Below are 14,110 nucleotides of genomic sequence, written 5' to 3'. Positions count from 1 at the left end.
ACGCCTGGCCTAGGCGCCGCAGTCGGGCCGCCTGCGCCTCAGCCTGCTCGGTGCCGCGGCACTGTGCCAGCACCGCCTGCCGAGGCGCGCGCAGCTGGTCAACTCGCCGGTGCCGGCACCACCCGTCATCCAAGCGGGCACCCGGCCAGCGCATCGAATGCGCACACATCCGAAAGGGAGCGAGATACAGTGTTTCAAGACATCACAGTGGAAGAACTTCTGGAGCAGCAGCGCAAACGCGAGTTAGTGTTGATAGACGTGCGCTCATCCAGTGAATATAACGACTTCACGATTCCCGGCAGCGTCAACATTCCGCTGTTTAATGATGCGGAGCGCGCCGAAATAGGAACAATCTATAAGCAAGAGAGCGTTGAAGCGGCCAAGCAGAGGGGGCTCGAAATCGTGTCTGCCAAGCTCCCCGCGTTTATCAAACGATTCCAAGAGATTGACCAACGTAAAGCGGTTTTCTGCTGGCGGGGGGGAATGCGTAGTAGAACGGCCGCCACACTGCTTTCACTCATGGGCATCCGGGTATACCGGATCACCGGCGGTATTCGTCAATACCGCAGTTGGGTGGTCGAAACGCTGCGTAATTTTGAGCTGAAATCTCAAATGGTGGTGATCCATGGATTGACCGGCGCGGGCAAAACCGCTGTGCTCCATAAGCTGGCGCAGAAAGGCTTTCCCGTCCTTGACATAGAGCAGCTCGCCGGGCACCGGGGGTCGATTTTCGGTCACATAGGCGTTAAGCCCAACAATCAAAAAACATTCGAGGCATTGCTGCTGCAAGAGCTGCTCCGCTTCCGTGAAGCGCCTTTTTTGGTGATGGAAGCGGAAAGCAAACGGATCGGCAAAGTGGTCATGCCTGAATTTTTAGTGGAGGCAAAGGAACGCGGAATTCAGTTGTTCCTTGATATTCCTTTGGAACAGCGTGTCCGCCATATCATTGAGGATTACGATCCGATGAGTCACAAAGAGGAATGCATAGAAGCGTTTCAGCGCCTTCGCAGGCGGCTCCATACGCCGGTGGCTGCACAGATCGGACAGCATTTCCTGAAGGATGATTTCGCTGAGGGTGTAGCACTTCTGTTGGAGCATTACTATGATCCTCGCTATGAGCATGCCGGCGAACAGTATGAGGCCGTACCGGAACGTATTTCGGCGTCTGATCCGGATGAAGCCGCAGAGAAGATCGCAGGCCGCTTGACAGCACTGATGTCCCAGCGCCAAGCAAACCAAGCATAAATAGTCGATTTTACAACCCGTGGCTAGAGCAGCTGCGGGTTTTTTACTATTTTCACAAAAAAATGTTGGTTCCGAGTGTCAAAACATGGTGTGCGTATCTATACTGTAGTATTCCATAGGCATTCGTCTAGGGCGGTTGCTGAAAATGGGAGGTGGGAGCGAATATGTTTTGGCAAATTGGTATCTGCGCCGCGTGTCTCGCAATTATCATTTTGATCGCTGTGGTGATTCCAGCGGTGCTGGCAGCCAGGCATGCCGTGCAGGAGACCGTCAAAACGCTACAGCATATGCAGATGAAAGTGGAGCAGACCGCGGAGGAATCGAGGCAGCTGGCTGTTATCACACAGCAGTTGCTCGGGGACGTGCAAAATCGCATTCAGCGCACCGAAGCGTTCTTCCAGGCCATGGATCAAACCGGGGAGGCGGCGGGCCGCTTTTCAAAGTCGGTTGAGCTCGTATCACATACGTTGACAGATACTGTGCTCGGTGCTCGCAATTCGCTGCACAGCCGACAGGAGACGATCCGTGAAATCATTGATCTGACCACCACGGGCATGCAGCTGTGGCACCGCTGGCAAGCGCAAAAATCCTCCAAAGCAGCTGCCAAAGATGAATGAACAACCATAAAGGAGAGGATACTATGAGATCGGACAAAAAAGGCAAGGATCTGTTGGTTGGAGCCGTGGTAGGCACGGTGTTAGGGGCGGTCGCCGCGCTGCTTTTGGCGCCTAAATCCGGCCGTGAGCTGCGCGCGGACATCGCTGCACGGGCGCACACGGTGTCGGAGAAGACACAGGAGGTGGCGGGCAGCGTGACCGAACGGTCGAAAAAAATCGCAGGTGTCATCAGTGAGAAAACGCAGCAGGCTGCTGAAACCATCTCCCGGCAGACATACGGTTGGAAGGAGAAGGCGCGGGTAACCGCATTGGCATGGAAGAATGGGAGAGCCGCGGCGGAAGAGCATGGGGAGGCACCGGTCGCTGCGACAATCGTCGAAAAAGAAGATCAGCAATCCTAACGAAAAGAGTAAAACCATCCGAGCCCTGCGCTAACCAGCAGGGCTCGGATGCCTTTTTGAATATATGCAATTGATTACCAGTTGGATGGGTCTATCTCACTCGGGTCGAGCCCTTGCAATAAACCGAGAGGAGGGCATAGACATAGTATGATACGTAAAGCCTGTGCGGCTGTACAGGAGAAGTACGTTGCTTGGGGGGAGCTGGATTTAGTGCGCTGGACCCACTTCGGCCGTAAAAACGGGACGGCTGCCAAGCACTGCTTGGCAGCCAGGCATCATGATGTAGGTTACTTCTTGAGCAGTTCTTGAGGAGTTTCTGGGCGGTGTCCAACGATGGAGTTAGTAGTGACAAATGCGGCGGCCAAACCCATCAATACGCTGTTAGCCATAATGGCAAGCTTCTTTTTCATATATTTCACCTCCCTTCAATAGTATCACGGATGGTGTAAGCGATCGGTGTCGTGAGGAATGCCTGTGAAATAAACGCGGCAGTTAAGACGGTCGATTGCACGTAGAAGTTGCTTGCCACAATCAGCAAAGCAGCAAGTTTTAGTAACGGATAATATTTCGTATCGATGCTGCTCACATTCTGTATGTCATTTGGTGCGGTTATCAGTAGTATGATCATAGAGATAGCATCTAGCACCATGAATGTCACGGAATAATCAAAGGTCATAAAACCCGTAAATATAAAAATCGAGGCTGTAAGTACGCAGCATGAGAGCGACGAAGACATGTGCATGCCGCCTGAGACAAAGCGAAGCAAAATAAACGAGAACATACCTATCACACAAGGCACGAAGTGCCCGGCGATCGAACATACGATAAGCGCTGCAACAATAGCTGTCAGAGTATTAATTAGAAGGCTCAGGGCGTATGTCAGGGCTACTTCCGAGCCGGCCTCGGAGTGATGGCTGCGAATACTTTTAGCAATGGATTTCGCCGAATGATCAATGAAATTCATCGTTTAGACAACCTCTCTCGCCGGTTTTTCCACAATTTTCGGTTATGTTGGTACGCCAAGTACACGCCAATTAACAAAATACCGCATAGAGCTATGGGAAGCAGTATGTGCACCGTCGAACCTCTGAAAGAAACAATACTTATTTGAATACCGAAGATTGCAATAACTAAAATCGCTGCCAGCCAGAAGTTATATGCTTTTAAAGCATCATTGCTGGTTGTGTGGAAACCAAGCTTGTACTTTTGAATCGGGTAGGTGACCAACAGCAGAGTAGCAGTGTTAATTAGCTCATGGACGATAAACTGAGTCAAAGATGTTTTCATAGTGTCCTGCGTAAACAAATGAAAGTACGAGCCTATCGCTAGGACCAAAGTCTCAAACATCGCTGTCGCGAGCATTCCGATGATACTTATCAAAAATGAGAAAATCAACGGCAATCCGAACAGCACAGTGATCAGTATTACTTCGGTAGTGATAACTGGCAGGAGCGAATAACTGACTAGATCGAGTGTATCTCTGATGTAGACGGATGTTGAGGCCATAACCACAGCTATAAGTGCAACTTTGTGCAGCGAATACCGGAAATAAATTCTGAACGTCGACAGACTGAGCAACAGCATACCGAAAAACTCAGCTGCGGTGAAAATAATACGCAACAAAATATACATCAAATAGCTCCTCTGTGCGAATGGTCCATGTTCTAATGATGTATCAATCAATCGTGATTGCATGCAAAACATGATGATAATTTAAGTAGAATTTAAGTTTAGTTTAATATAGTATGGGAAAGTTAACAAGTGGAAATTAGTCGAAAGGAAACGCTTTCTTGTAATGTTTTGGGGTGTGACCGTTCTTGCGCGTTTTTTCTCCAATATATGAACGATTTAATACCGCAAACAGAAGCGTAGTCTCATACACTATGGCAACGCTGGTACGGCAATTGAAGTGGCAGCGAAGAAAACTGCCATCGCTAGCTGCAACGGGATCATGGCTGCATTGTTTTTTTGCGGGGTGATGAAGATGAAGCCCAGCCTGAATTTTCCAGAAGGAAGATGAGCAGTATATCCATGCCCATCACAAACAAAGCCTGGGGAATGTAGTCCGCTTTCGAAATTGCAATAAAAAAGCAAAGCGGCTGGACTACGGATATCAGCACGATCAGATTGGACGCTTGCAGTATAATGGAAGCTTATGAGAGCGCGATCGAGCAACAAATCATCTCCCTGATGCAGTGAGCAGCCTTCACGCGGAATATCGAACATATTTATTTCACCCACCGATGCGCACATCCAACCGATAATCAACATAGCCGGTCGGACGCTGCGCATACGGCCGCTGTCCATGCGCAGCTTATTTATCGGTAGGTGAGAAGCTCGATTGCAGATGACCATGCTTGTCGAATGAAAACTCTAAGCTTGTGTTGTTGTTGTTCGCAACCGATCGCTGAATCAGATCGTGGTATTTGCGCTGGCGCAGCGCGGACATCGTCACGGACACACTGCGGCCTTCGGTGTCAAAATACAACTTGCCGCCTCGTTCATCATATTTTCTGATCTGGCGGAAATTAACGTAGATGGCTGTGTCCACTTTTTTGAATTGATGCTCGTCCAACATGTCTAAGAAAAGGCTAAAATGCCGCAGGGATGCGATGCTTTTCCTCAGCTTATCATTTCGATTGAAATATGTTATTTCTTTCATGCCGATCTCTATGTACAACACCGCTGACAGATCAATATCCACGTTGGCAGCCTCGCCTGTTGAAATATCTTGCTCCACTAGATGGCCTGCTTTGATCATCAGTTCCGTGTATGGGTAATCATAAGCGGCGGACAGTTTTTTCAAAGTGTCCGGCGAAGGTGTGATTCTCTCGTTTGTGGAGCGGTTTTTTTCCAATTCCAGATCCCTGATGTAAGCATGCGAAAGACCGCTCTTTTTAGCCGCTTCTCTTAACGACATCGCACCTCTTAAACCTTCCAGAAATTTACCGAATTCAGCGATAGGCTGACCCATTTATTTTCTCACCTCTTTCTAAACCATTGTAAAGGACAACTGCCGCAAAAGAAACAGTAGCGCTAATACGCAGTACTGCTGCGGGCTGAGCGACAATTCTAAAAAATAGTTGATATATTAAAAGTAGTTCTTGACGATATGTAGTATAAATACTACATTGTTAGCAGGGGCAGTGAGCAACAGGAAAGGGGGTCATATGCATGAAAGATAAAACCATGAACAGGTGGAGCACTTATGAGCCCTTTTACATAGAATTTAACGGCTACAAGATTGCGGATATCGTTATCACCAGTCATGCCTTGTCCCGGTGGGATGAGCGCGTGGGAAGCGGGAACGGCGGGGTTGAGCAGATTTGCTCGTTCATGTGGGATGCGTTGAAACACGGGTCTATCCAGCCCTACTATGAGAATGAGAAAGATGTTTATCTCGTGAATCAGGACATCGTAACTGTCGTTGAGTTTCTATCAATGGAGAATGAAACGGATATTGCAGGCAATCCTTTGCACAAGATGATTGTCGTTACTTTTCTCGGCAAGCTCTCGCAAGACATACAGCTGCGCGATTTGAAAGCGTATTATTCGTGGCTGCGCCATTCGAGAAGAATGGCTTTGTTGAAGCACGGCAGAAAACGCAGATAACCCCTTCACGCAATTCCAGGCGCACTGACTTGGCCGCCGCCAGGTTTTTTTGCATTTAGGAGTATGAAGTGGACCTGCAATGAAGTATAATCTGATTGTGGTTGAATCTTCGATTGGGAGGTTGTACATATGTCAAAAATCGCTTTCTTAGGGGCGGGCAGCACGGTTTTCGCGAAAAATGTGCTGGGGGACTGCATGCTCACGCCGGCGCTGCAAGGATTTGAGCTGGCATTGTTCGATATCAATCTGGAGCGGCTGAACGATTCGGCCAATATGCTGAACAACTTGAAGAATTCAACAGGAAGCACCTGCAAAATTAAAGCGTATACAAACCGCAAGGAGGCGCTCCGTGATGCCAAATACGTAGTCAATGCGATTCAAGTAGGCGGCTATGATCCATGCACCATCACAGACTTTGAGATTCCCAAAAAATATGGACTGCGTCAAACCATCGCTGACACGCTTGGGATCGGCGGCATTTTCCGCAATCTGCGCACCGTGCCCGTTATGCTAGAGTTCGCCCAGGATATTAATGAGGTTTGTCCGGACGCGTGGTTCCTCAACTACACGAACCCGATGGCTGTGTTAACCAATGCGATGATCACCCACGGAGGCGTGAAAACGGTAGGTTTGTGCCACAGCGTCCAGGGCTGTATGCCGTCACTGTTTAAAGCATTGGATCTTGACACAGAGGGTGTCCAGACCAAAATCGCCGGCATCAATCACATGGCCTGGCTGCTCGAAGTGACAAAGGACGGCGTAGACTTGTACCCGGAAATTAAGCGCCGCGCCCGTGAAAAACAAAAGGAACAGCATAAAGACATGGTCCGCTATGAAATGATGTTCCGCTTCGGCTACTATGTCACCGAGTCCTCCGAGCACAATGCTGAATACCATCCTTACTTCATCAAAAGAAATTATCCCGAGCTGATCGATCGATTCAATATTCCGTTGGATGAGTATCCACGGCGCTGCGTACGCCAGATTGAGAAATGGACGACGATGCGTGAAGAGCTGGTTAATAACAAGAATTTGGAACACGAGCGCTCTCATGAATACGCTTCCTTTATGTTTGAGGCGATGGAGACGAACAGCCCTTTCAAAATCGGCGGGAATGTGATGAACACTGGTCTAATTACCAATCTGCCGCGTGAAGCGTGTGTCGAGGTGCCCTGCCTGGTAGATTCCAGCGGTGTCACGCCGACTCACGTGGGCGATCTGCCGCCACAGCTGGCCGCGCTCAACCGGACTAACATCAACACCCAGCTGTTAACCTTGGAGGCGGCCATCACCCGGAAGAAGGAACATATTTATCATGCTGCGCTGCTTGATCCGCATACGGCGGCCGAGCTGTCTATCGATGAAATTGTTGCGTTGTGCGACGATTTGATAGAGGCTCATGGGGATTGGCTGCCTAAGTTTGAGTAGCCTCGGGGCGTGATTGCAATCGACCCTGGATTGCAGCGGCCAGCCGATCCACGGCTTCGCTGTTGCCAAGAACACACTGTGTTTGCTAAAATATGTACGAACATCAATTCGCCCCGGCATCGGGGCGAATTTGTTCCATTGGACGAGCTGCATGCTGTCGCGTGTCTGGCGACCGTTGCAGGTGCAATGGCTGATGTGGCGGGCGGACAGATTCCCGATCACGAAAAGAACTACAAGATTGCGAGACAACCGCCCTTGCATTAGCTGGCAAATCAGCGTGAGCTAGTTTTCTTTGGACGAACACGGACATGACAACAGACTGCTCCCTCTGATATGATGGGACGATGCGGCACACGTGCCTATTATGGGTACCTTTCCTTATCTACCAACATAATCTAATAGAGGTTCATCTGTCGAGCAGCAGGGTTACATCAATTCATAGACAAAGGAAGCGAATACTTGTGCAGCAAGCGATAGCCATACTGGATTCCGGAGTAGGCGGGCTCACCGTAGCGAAAGAAGTGATGAGGCAGCTACCACTGGAAAAAATTATGTATTTCGGTGATACGGCGCGTACCCCTTATGGTCCAAGAGAGCCGGATGAAGTTATAAGATTTACACATCAAATCGTCAGTTATTTATTGCAATTTCAGCCCAAAATGGTAGTGATCGCCTGTAACACAGCGACGGCCGTTGCTCTAGAAGAAATTCGATCCAGGCTCACCATCCCTGTCGTGGGAGTGATTCATCCTGGGGCCAGAGCGGCGATCAAAAATACAAGAAGCGGCAGGATTGGCGTGATCGGAACAGAGGGCACGATTAAAAGCGGCGCCTACGAGCTCGCACTGCGACAGATCACCCCTCATATAGAAGTTGTCAGTCAAGCTTGCCCGGCGTTTGTACCTCTAGTGGAAAAAGGATTGTTTCACACGCCGGAAGCCCACGCTGCGGTTGCGCAATCACTGCGGCAATTTCAGCAAATACCGATGGATTGCTTGATACTCGGCTGCACGCATTACCCTTTCTTGCGTGATACGATCGCCGAGGTTATGGGTCCGAAAGTAAACCTGATCAGCTCTGCGGACGAAACGGCTCGTGAGATCAGCACCGTCCTGTATCACAAAGGATTGCTTGCGACCACCAACTCGATGCAGGTACATCAATTCTTTTGCAGCGGCGATCCATGGATATTCAAAAAAATTGCACAGGAATGGTTAAATGAAGAGATCAAAGTGACACCGGTCGTGTGGCAGGTGCCTCATATCAGCTAATTCCAACCGAACGATCCGTCGGCTAAACAGCAACGGGTCGTTATTTATTTTCAGGGTAAGCCTCAGCAGGCTGAATGGCTGAGGGGCATGAAAGTAATGATACGCCGCATACATATAAGCTACCAAGGCTGCCGCATGGATTGCAGCAGCTGCACAAAGGGGCTGGAAGCGATGACTTTTTCGTACGTCACGCAGCACAATGACACATGGTTTCGAATTGCCCGCCGGTACGGTGTAAGCACGTCCGCACTGTTCTGTTGTAATCCGAGGCTGCGTGAGCATGCTTATATTTACCCCGGACAGATCATACAGATTCCACTGCATCCGGAAGCCGGCTACGTTATCCAAGCGGGGGATACACTACCTGACATAGCGTGGCGTCTACAGATTTCGCCCGGCTGCCTGACCGCGGCAAATCCTGGTGTGGATCCTTTATCGCCATGTGTCGGCCAAACCATAAAGCTGCCTGCCGGTGACGGCGCCGAGATTGTTGACACAAAAAGGGAATACGGGTATGTCGAATTGATGGAGGACATTCGTTGTCTCCGCACTAAATATCCATTTCTTCAAGTCAAAACCATCGGGCAAAGCGTGCTGGGCCGGGATATACCCGCGATACGCTTAGGCAGCGGTCCCAAACGCATGCATTTTAACGGTTCTTTTCACGCGAATGAATGGATTACTACCTTGCTGCTGATGAAGTTTATTGAACAATACGCTCATGCATATGATCACCGCCAGCTGCTGCGCGGCCGTAATGTCACTGAGCTGTTCGCGCAAACATCGCTGTGGGTCGTCCCACTGGTTAACCCCGACGGTGTGGAGCTGGTTCATACGGGAGCAGTACCTGACCCCGTCCAGCATAAACAATTGGTTCGGTGGAATCACGGTTCATTGGATTTCACAGGGTGGAAAGCCAACATTAGAGGTGTGGATCTGAACGACCAGTTTCCTGCGTATTGGGAGGAAGAGAAGCAGCGTCGGGCGGCAGATGGCCCGGGGCCTAGGGATTACACGGGCGCCCATGCGCTGAGTGAGCCTGAAGCCAGGGCTATGGCTGACTTCACATCTGAGCATGATTTCGATATGGTTATAGCGTTTCACACGCAAGGCCAGGAGATATACTGGAACTACCGCGACATGGAGCCGCCGGCGTCGGAGTCGATCGCCAAACGGTTCGCTAAGGCCAGCCGATATCGGGCAATTAAATTGCACGCCAGTGATGCAGGCTACAAGGACTGGTTTATTCTACAATTTCGCAGACCCGGTTTTACCGTCGAAGCCGGGATTGGCGTTAATCCACTGCCGTTGTCACAGTTTCGGTCAGCCTATGATGACGTCATAGGGCTCATGCTGGAAGCGTTGGTCATATAAAGGTATAATAGGGGTGACACTAGAGCCTTAGTGTGAAAGTCACTATATACCTAGCTGTTACCAAGCTGTACTACCGAGCACCGAGGGGGAACTGTCTATGTGGAAGCGACTCATCTCGTTCCGTTACTGGGGCCATGTGTTCCGCCGTATCGGCCCGCTGCTAATGTCTAAGAAAATCCCTCTTAGGGAAAAGCTGCTTTTCGCCATACCCGCCCTGGTTTACTGCATCATGCCGGATGTCATGCCCTTTATGCCGATCGATGACATTGCTCTTACCATGCTGCTTATGAATTTTTTTACCACGCGGGCTGAGCGTAAATATTTGCAGAAGTAGTTAGGCATCACAGGCATTACAGGCGCACAGGGATCACACAAACGCGCAAGCAGCCCGCCTCCGGCAATCCGGACGGGGCTGCTTTTTTATTTGTCACACGACACTCGCTACAGTCTTACTTGTGCCGGTGATCCGGATTTCAATTACCACACTCGTTCATTCTCCTTCAGGCCAACGGATCCAACGCTGCAAATGGCCTTGCTCGTACAGCGCTTTGATCGTAATGATTAGCACCGGAGATAAAATCAATCCAGCCACCCCGAAAAGTGACAGTGAAATAATCATGAAAGACAGCATAGTAAAGGCCGATACCCCCAACGTATCCCCCGTGATTTTTGGCTCCATAATTTGCCGAACCAAAACGACGACGGCCAGCAGAGCTGACAGCCATATGGCTAACGTCGTTTGGCCGACGATAAACAGATAAATGATCCAAGGCACGAATAGGGTGGCCACGCCTAACAGCGGGAGCACATCGAGTAGAGCCGCCAGCAGCGCAACGGCGAATGCATTGTTGACGCCAAGCGCGACCAGAGCGACCAACACAACTCCAAAGGTCAAGCTGATGAGCTTAGCTTGGGCCTTTAGATAGCCCACGATACCTTGCAGCACGTTTTCCCTCAAAAAAATAAAAGCCGACTTGAACGTTTTCGGTGTGTGTTCACGAGCCGCTCGTTTCCAAGTCTCAATTTCTATGCTTAAAAAGTAGGCCAAGATGATAGCTATTATAAAATTTACGAGAAAGGCGGAAAAGCTGGTCAACATCGTGAACGTTCCCGTCAGAAATTGGCCGGCCAGCTCGGTTGCCCTTTGCGCAAACTGTGTAGCGTACTCGGCCATCCGCTGCACCAGATCGTCCGGTAGTGCCGCTATTCGATCATGCAGCAGGTCATTTTTGGATGCGAGCTGCTTCTGCAGGATGGCGGCATATTCGGGCAGCCGCTCTCTTAAATTTAGAATCTGGCTGGTGAGAATTGCACCTGCTCCGGTGATCGCGCCTAGCAGCACAAGCACAAATACGATGATGGATATGGCAGAGGCTATACTTTTTGAAATTCTTCTTTTATGCAGAAAACGGGCTAACGGTTCGATGATGAGATAGACGACAAAGGCGAGAAAAATCGGAGTCGCAATCCGGTACAAATAACTGAAGAGCGTCATGAACAAATATACGGTAAGAATCAGAAGAGCAATATCAAACACGGTTTTCCAATATTTCTTGTAAAACGCAATCATTCAAGCACCTCGTCAACAGGGGGGTAATGTTAAGTCCACTTTGCGGACCATAGCTTCATCTCTTTTAATAACCGGTGCAGATCTTCCCCTTTGGGCGTTAGAGTATATTCAACAGTTACGGGGACAGTGGGATAAGCGGTACGTTCGAGCACACCTTGGTCCTCTAGATGGCGCAGCGTTTCCGTTAAGGATTTCGGGCTGATCGACTTAATTCTCTTTTGCAGCTCACCGAAACGTTTGGTACCGCTGAACAGTTCGCGGATCACAAGAAACGACCATTTGCCGCCGATGACATCCAGGGTACGCTCAATGGAGCATTCAATGTGGGTTGGCTGTTTGGGCACGTAATTTTGGTTTTCCATCAGGGCTTTTTTGTTGGTATCGCTTTCTAATAAAGACATTTAGAAATTCATCCTTCCCATGACAGTTAATAACAAACAGGTAACTAGATATAAATCCCACCATAATGTAATGCTTACTTCCCTGCTTCCATACTAAAGAAGAAAAGCGAAAATAGCAAGGACATCCGGGCACAGGCATGATGTTGCTCTCGTGCACGCGCACCGGCTGCCCGCTGTTCCACTAACGCACTACGGCACTGCTGATATACTGGCGCTGGCGACTGTTTAGCTGTGACTTTACGAAGTTCAGAAACTGTGAGGCTGCGGGACTGAGCTCTTCATTCGACCTTCGGAACAAGTCTATCGGGTTTGTCTCATGTACCCCTTCCACATAGACGCGAGCCACTGCACCCCGTCGCACATAATCACCCACTTCCAGAGCGGACAAAAAGCTAACGCCATAGCCGGCGGTAACGGCCCGGACAGTTTCATTGAACCCCTTGAATTGAAGGCCGACCTCGGGGGGATCGATGCGATGAAGCCGACACAACGCAATGAGCTGTTCTCTGGTTGCGCTGTCTTCTTCCCGGACGATGAACGGCTCCCTGACCAGTTCGGATAATGGCACGGTTTGTCCTGCCAACCGATGGCCGGCAGCTTCATAGAAAAACTTCAAGGCGTGCAAGTTCATTTGCTTCATCCCACCTTATTACATAAGTAGTAGTGCAAAACACCACGTCTGCTTCTTGTTATTCCGATGTGTAACACCAGGAAGCGTATGTATTTTTACCCAAGTGCTGCAATTCGGTAAACAACAGGCCGTCGGCCACACATGGCAGAGCCGTGGTGCGGTATTAGGCGGGTTGATTTCCCCTTCGGCTTTCTTTACAATAAAGAGAAAACTATACGCCATTGGAGATGCCGATTAATGAATGCAAAAATTTCACGCAACGCGGCCAAAGTGCTGCTCGCCGAATTAGAAAAAGAAGAGAACAAAGAATTGAAACTTCGTGTTTACATCACACACAGTCACGGCGATCATGCCCATTATGGTATGAGTCTGGATACGCCGACAGAAGATGATGTGGTTGTCAGCACCGATAAAAACATAGATGTCATCCTGAAGAAGGACGAGCCTTTGCTTGACGGCATTCGTATCGATTACTTTTATACGCCGGAAGAAGGCTTCGCGGTAACCAATCCGTCTAAAGGAAACCACGGCGATCATTAAAAAGGTTTAACCACGGTCGGCCAGCGCCGCTGAGCCGCCGTGCCGGCGTGTCATGGGGCAGGAAAGGATTTGTAAGACATGGCGAACGACATTCGCGTCTGTGACAAGTGTAAGCATATGAGGATGAAAACAGCGGTGCCGAAGCTGCAACAACTGGCTCCCGACGCTGCGATTAAGGTAGGCTGTAAGTCTTATTGCGGACCATGCTCGCGGTTTGCCTTTATATTTATTAACGGCCGCTATGTGACCGGTGCTACCGAAGATGAAGCGATAGGGAAGGCCAAGAAATATGTTAAGTAAGGTATATCCGCATTCAGCACAAAGAGGCGAAAGCCTCTTTTTTTGTTGGTTCGGAACAGGAAGCATTAGAAAAATAGGTCAAAATACCTACTTAGTCGAGGCAAATTAGGTAGTAGGATAGATGCATTCCTTTTAGCCTATCTTATATGCTAAAGTTGTCGGAAAATATTTTAATTACAGTAATCTACAGCAGATTACAGATTTTGACTGTCGGCTATTGACAAGTAGACAATGGCAAACAGGTAAAAAGCTTGCGACTTTAAAATACAAGGGGCTTCGGATGACAGAATCATCTTGCCAGCCAGCTGCCGAAGCAACTGTGACGCCCAGTACGCTCGCGGACTCCAGCCGGATGCGGGGGCTTTTTTTATGAGGAAGGTGAATGGAACAATGTTGAGCGAGGGATCGCAGATGATGAAGAGAGAAGGGTTTTACACAAAAGTGGGCAATGATATCATCGGCATTCATTTGTCGAATGAAGGGCCTAAGCTATTCATTAACAAGGAAATGTTTGAATTACATAATGATTGTTGGGACGTAGAGATGGTGATGGGGAAAAGCAGTCATCTGGTTACGTTTTACTGGCATGGGCAAGTCAAGCTCTCCCTGCGCTGCGGAAACGAAAATGATATGTTTTTGAGCTTATACCATTATTTAATTTGCCGCACTGAGTCCAAACATTTAGCTTAGACTTGAATCACGACCTCGACCGCAGTGGCA

19 protein-coding genes are annotated in these 14,110 nt (G+C 49.3%); 11 read left to right on the top strand and 8 right to left on the bottom strand.

What is annotated here, in order from left to right; translation table 11 throughout:
- The first annotated feature begins 189 nt into the window (after window positions 1-189).
- From mnmH to CBW46_RS10015, 3 genes are all read left to right on the top strand, one after another.
- On the top strand, window positions 190-1,245 hold the full coding sequence (gene mnmH / locus CBW46_RS10025; protein WP_089199870.1) for a tRNA 2-selenouridine(34) synthase MnmH: 1,056 nt from the start codon (window positions 190-192) through the stop codon (window positions 1,243-1,245).
- A gap of 164 nt (window positions 1,246-1,409) precedes the next feature.
- Window positions 1,410-1,862 (top strand): DUF948 domain-containing protein, encoded by a 453-nt coding sequence (locus tag CBW46_RS10020; protein ID WP_089199869.1) that lies wholly within the window; start codon window positions 1,410-1,412, stop codon window positions 1,860-1,862.
- A gap of 23 nt (window positions 1,863-1,885) precedes the next feature.
- Window positions 1,886-2,263, top strand: a complete 378-nt coding sequence (locus tag CBW46_RS10015; protein ID WP_089199868.1) for a YtxH domain-containing protein — start codon at window positions 1,886-1,888, stop codon at window positions 2,261-2,263.
- Between the two features lie 287 nt (window positions 2,264-2,550).
- Here the strand turns inward: CBW46_RS10015 and CBW46_RS10010 are convergent, their stop codons facing one another.
- From CBW46_RS10010 to CBW46_RS09990, 5 genes are all read right to left on the bottom strand, one after another.
- A complete protein-coding gene (locus tag CBW46_RS10010) occupies window positions 2,551-2,673 on the bottom strand; it encodes an AgrD family cyclic lactone autoinducer peptide (protein WP_089199867.1) in 123 nt (40 codons plus the stop codon).
- A gap of 5 nt (window positions 2,674-2,678) precedes the next feature.
- Window positions 2,679-3,227 (bottom strand): accessory gene regulator B family protein, encoded by a 549-nt coding sequence (locus tag CBW46_RS10005; RefSeq protein ID WP_089199866.1) that lies wholly within the window; start codon window positions 3,225-3,227, stop codon window positions 2,679-2,681.
- Window positions 3,224-3,895: a hypothetical protein gene (locus CBW46_RS10000; RefSeq protein ID WP_089199865.1), complete on the bottom strand. Its 672-nt coding sequence runs from the start codon at window positions 3,893-3,895 to the stop codon at window positions 3,224-3,226. The genes CBW46_RS10005 and CBW46_RS10000 overlap by 4 nt, the downstream gene beginning before the upstream one ends.
- 249 nt (window positions 3,896-4,144) lie before the next feature.
- Window positions 4,145-4,489 carry a hypothetical protein gene (locus tag CBW46_RS09995; protein ID WP_089199864.1) on the bottom strand — a complete coding sequence of 115 codons (345 nt, stop codon included), beginning with the start codon at window positions 4,487-4,489 and terminating at the stop codon, window positions 4,145-4,147.
- Window positions 4,490-4,577: 88 nt separating this feature from the next.
- Complete coding sequence (locus CBW46_RS09990; protein WP_089199863.1) at window positions 4,578-5,237, bottom strand: helix-turn-helix domain-containing protein; 660 nt, start codon at window positions 5,235-5,237, stop codon at window positions 4,578-4,580.
- Between the two features lie 200 nt (window positions 5,238-5,437).
- On the opposite strand from CBW46_RS09990, the gene CBW46_RS09985 reads away from it, so the two are divergent.
- The 5 genes from CBW46_RS09985 (at window position 5,438) to CBW46_RS09965 (ending at window position 10,282) form a co-directional block, all read left to right on the top strand.
- Window positions 5,438-5,875: a hypothetical protein gene (locus tag CBW46_RS09985; RefSeq protein WP_089199862.1), complete on the top strand. Its 438-nt coding sequence runs from the start codon at window positions 5,438-5,440 to the stop codon at window positions 5,873-5,875.
- A gap of 129 nt (window positions 5,876-6,004) precedes the next feature.
- Window positions 6,005-7,303, top strand: coding sequence for an alpha-glucosidase/alpha-galactosidase (melA, locus tag CBW46_RS09980; RefSeq protein WP_089199861.1), 1,299 nt, complete (start codon window positions 6,005-6,007; stop codon window positions 7,301-7,303).
- A gap of 461 nt (window positions 7,304-7,764) precedes the next feature.
- The gene (gene racE / locus CBW46_RS09975; protein WP_089199860.1) at window positions 7,765-8,574 is read left to right on the top strand and encodes a glutamate racemase; all 810 of its coding nucleotides are present in this window, start codon (window positions 7,765-7,767) and stop codon (window positions 8,572-8,574) included.
- Window positions 8,575-8,745: 171 nt separating this feature from the next.
- The gene (locus tag CBW46_RS09970; protein WP_089200024.1) at window positions 8,746-9,948 is read left to right on the top strand and encodes a M14 family zinc carboxypeptidase; all 1,203 of its coding nucleotides are present in this window, start codon (window positions 8,746-8,748) and stop codon (window positions 9,946-9,948) included.
- Window positions 9,949-10,045: 97 nt separating this feature from the next.
- Window positions 10,046-10,282: a hypothetical protein gene (locus CBW46_RS09965; RefSeq protein ID WP_089199859.1), complete on the top strand. Its 237-nt coding sequence runs from the start codon at window positions 10,046-10,048 to the stop codon at window positions 10,280-10,282.
- Window positions 10,283-10,438: 156 nt separating this feature from the next.
- On the opposite strand, the gene ytvI is transcribed toward CBW46_RS09965, so the two are convergent.
- From ytvI to CBW46_RS09950, 3 genes are all read right to left on the bottom strand, one after another.
- The gene (gene ytvI / locus CBW46_RS09960; protein ID WP_089199858.1) at window positions 10,439-11,518 is read right to left on the bottom strand and encodes a sporulation integral membrane protein YtvI; all 1,080 of its coding nucleotides are present in this window, start codon (window positions 11,516-11,518) and stop codon (window positions 10,439-10,441) included.
- Between the two features lie 29 nt (window positions 11,519-11,547).
- On the bottom strand, window positions 11,548-11,919 hold the full coding sequence (locus tag CBW46_RS09955) for a winged helix-turn-helix transcriptional regulator (protein WP_089199857.1): 372 nt from the start codon (window positions 11,917-11,919) through the stop codon (window positions 11,548-11,550).
- 181 nt (window positions 11,920-12,100) lie between these two features.
- Complete coding sequence (locus tag CBW46_RS09950; RefSeq protein WP_165842258.1) at window positions 12,101-12,550, bottom strand: LysR substrate-binding domain-containing protein; 450 nt, start codon at window positions 12,548-12,550, stop codon at window positions 12,101-12,103.
- Window positions 12,551-12,787: 237 nt separating this feature from the next.
- Between CBW46_RS09950 and CBW46_RS09945 the strand changes: the two genes are divergently transcribed.
- The 3 genes from CBW46_RS09945 to CBW46_RS09935 all read left to right on the top strand — a co-directional run bounded on the left by CBW46_RS09945 (window position 12,788) and on the right by CBW46_RS09935 (window position 14,080).
- A complete protein-coding gene (locus CBW46_RS09945; protein ID WP_089199855.1) occupies window positions 12,788-13,090 on the top strand; it encodes a heme biosynthesis protein HemY in 303 nt (100 codons plus the stop codon).
- 78 nt (window positions 13,091-13,168) lie between these two features.
- On the top strand, window positions 13,169-13,390 hold the full coding sequence (locus CBW46_RS09940) for a YuzB family protein (RefSeq protein WP_089199854.1): 222 nt from the start codon (window positions 13,169-13,171) through the stop codon (window positions 13,388-13,390).
- A 369-nt stretch (window positions 13,391-13,759) separates the two neighbouring features.
- Window positions 13,760-14,080 carry a hypothetical protein gene (locus CBW46_RS09935; protein ID WP_243633256.1) on the top strand — a complete coding sequence of 107 codons (321 nt, stop codon included), beginning with the start codon at window positions 13,760-13,762 and terminating at the stop codon, window positions 14,078-14,080.
- The last annotated feature ends 30 nt before the right edge of the window (window positions 14,081-14,110 follow it).

The organism is Paenibacillus xerothermodurans (assembly GCF_002220865.2).
GTDB classification, from domain to species: Bacteria; Bacillota; Bacilli; order Paenibacillales; family NBRC-103111; genus Paenibacillus_S; species Paenibacillus_S xerothermodurans.
Note: the sequence above shows the minus strand (reverse complement) of the source record. Positions and strands in the feature narration are given on the sequence as shown.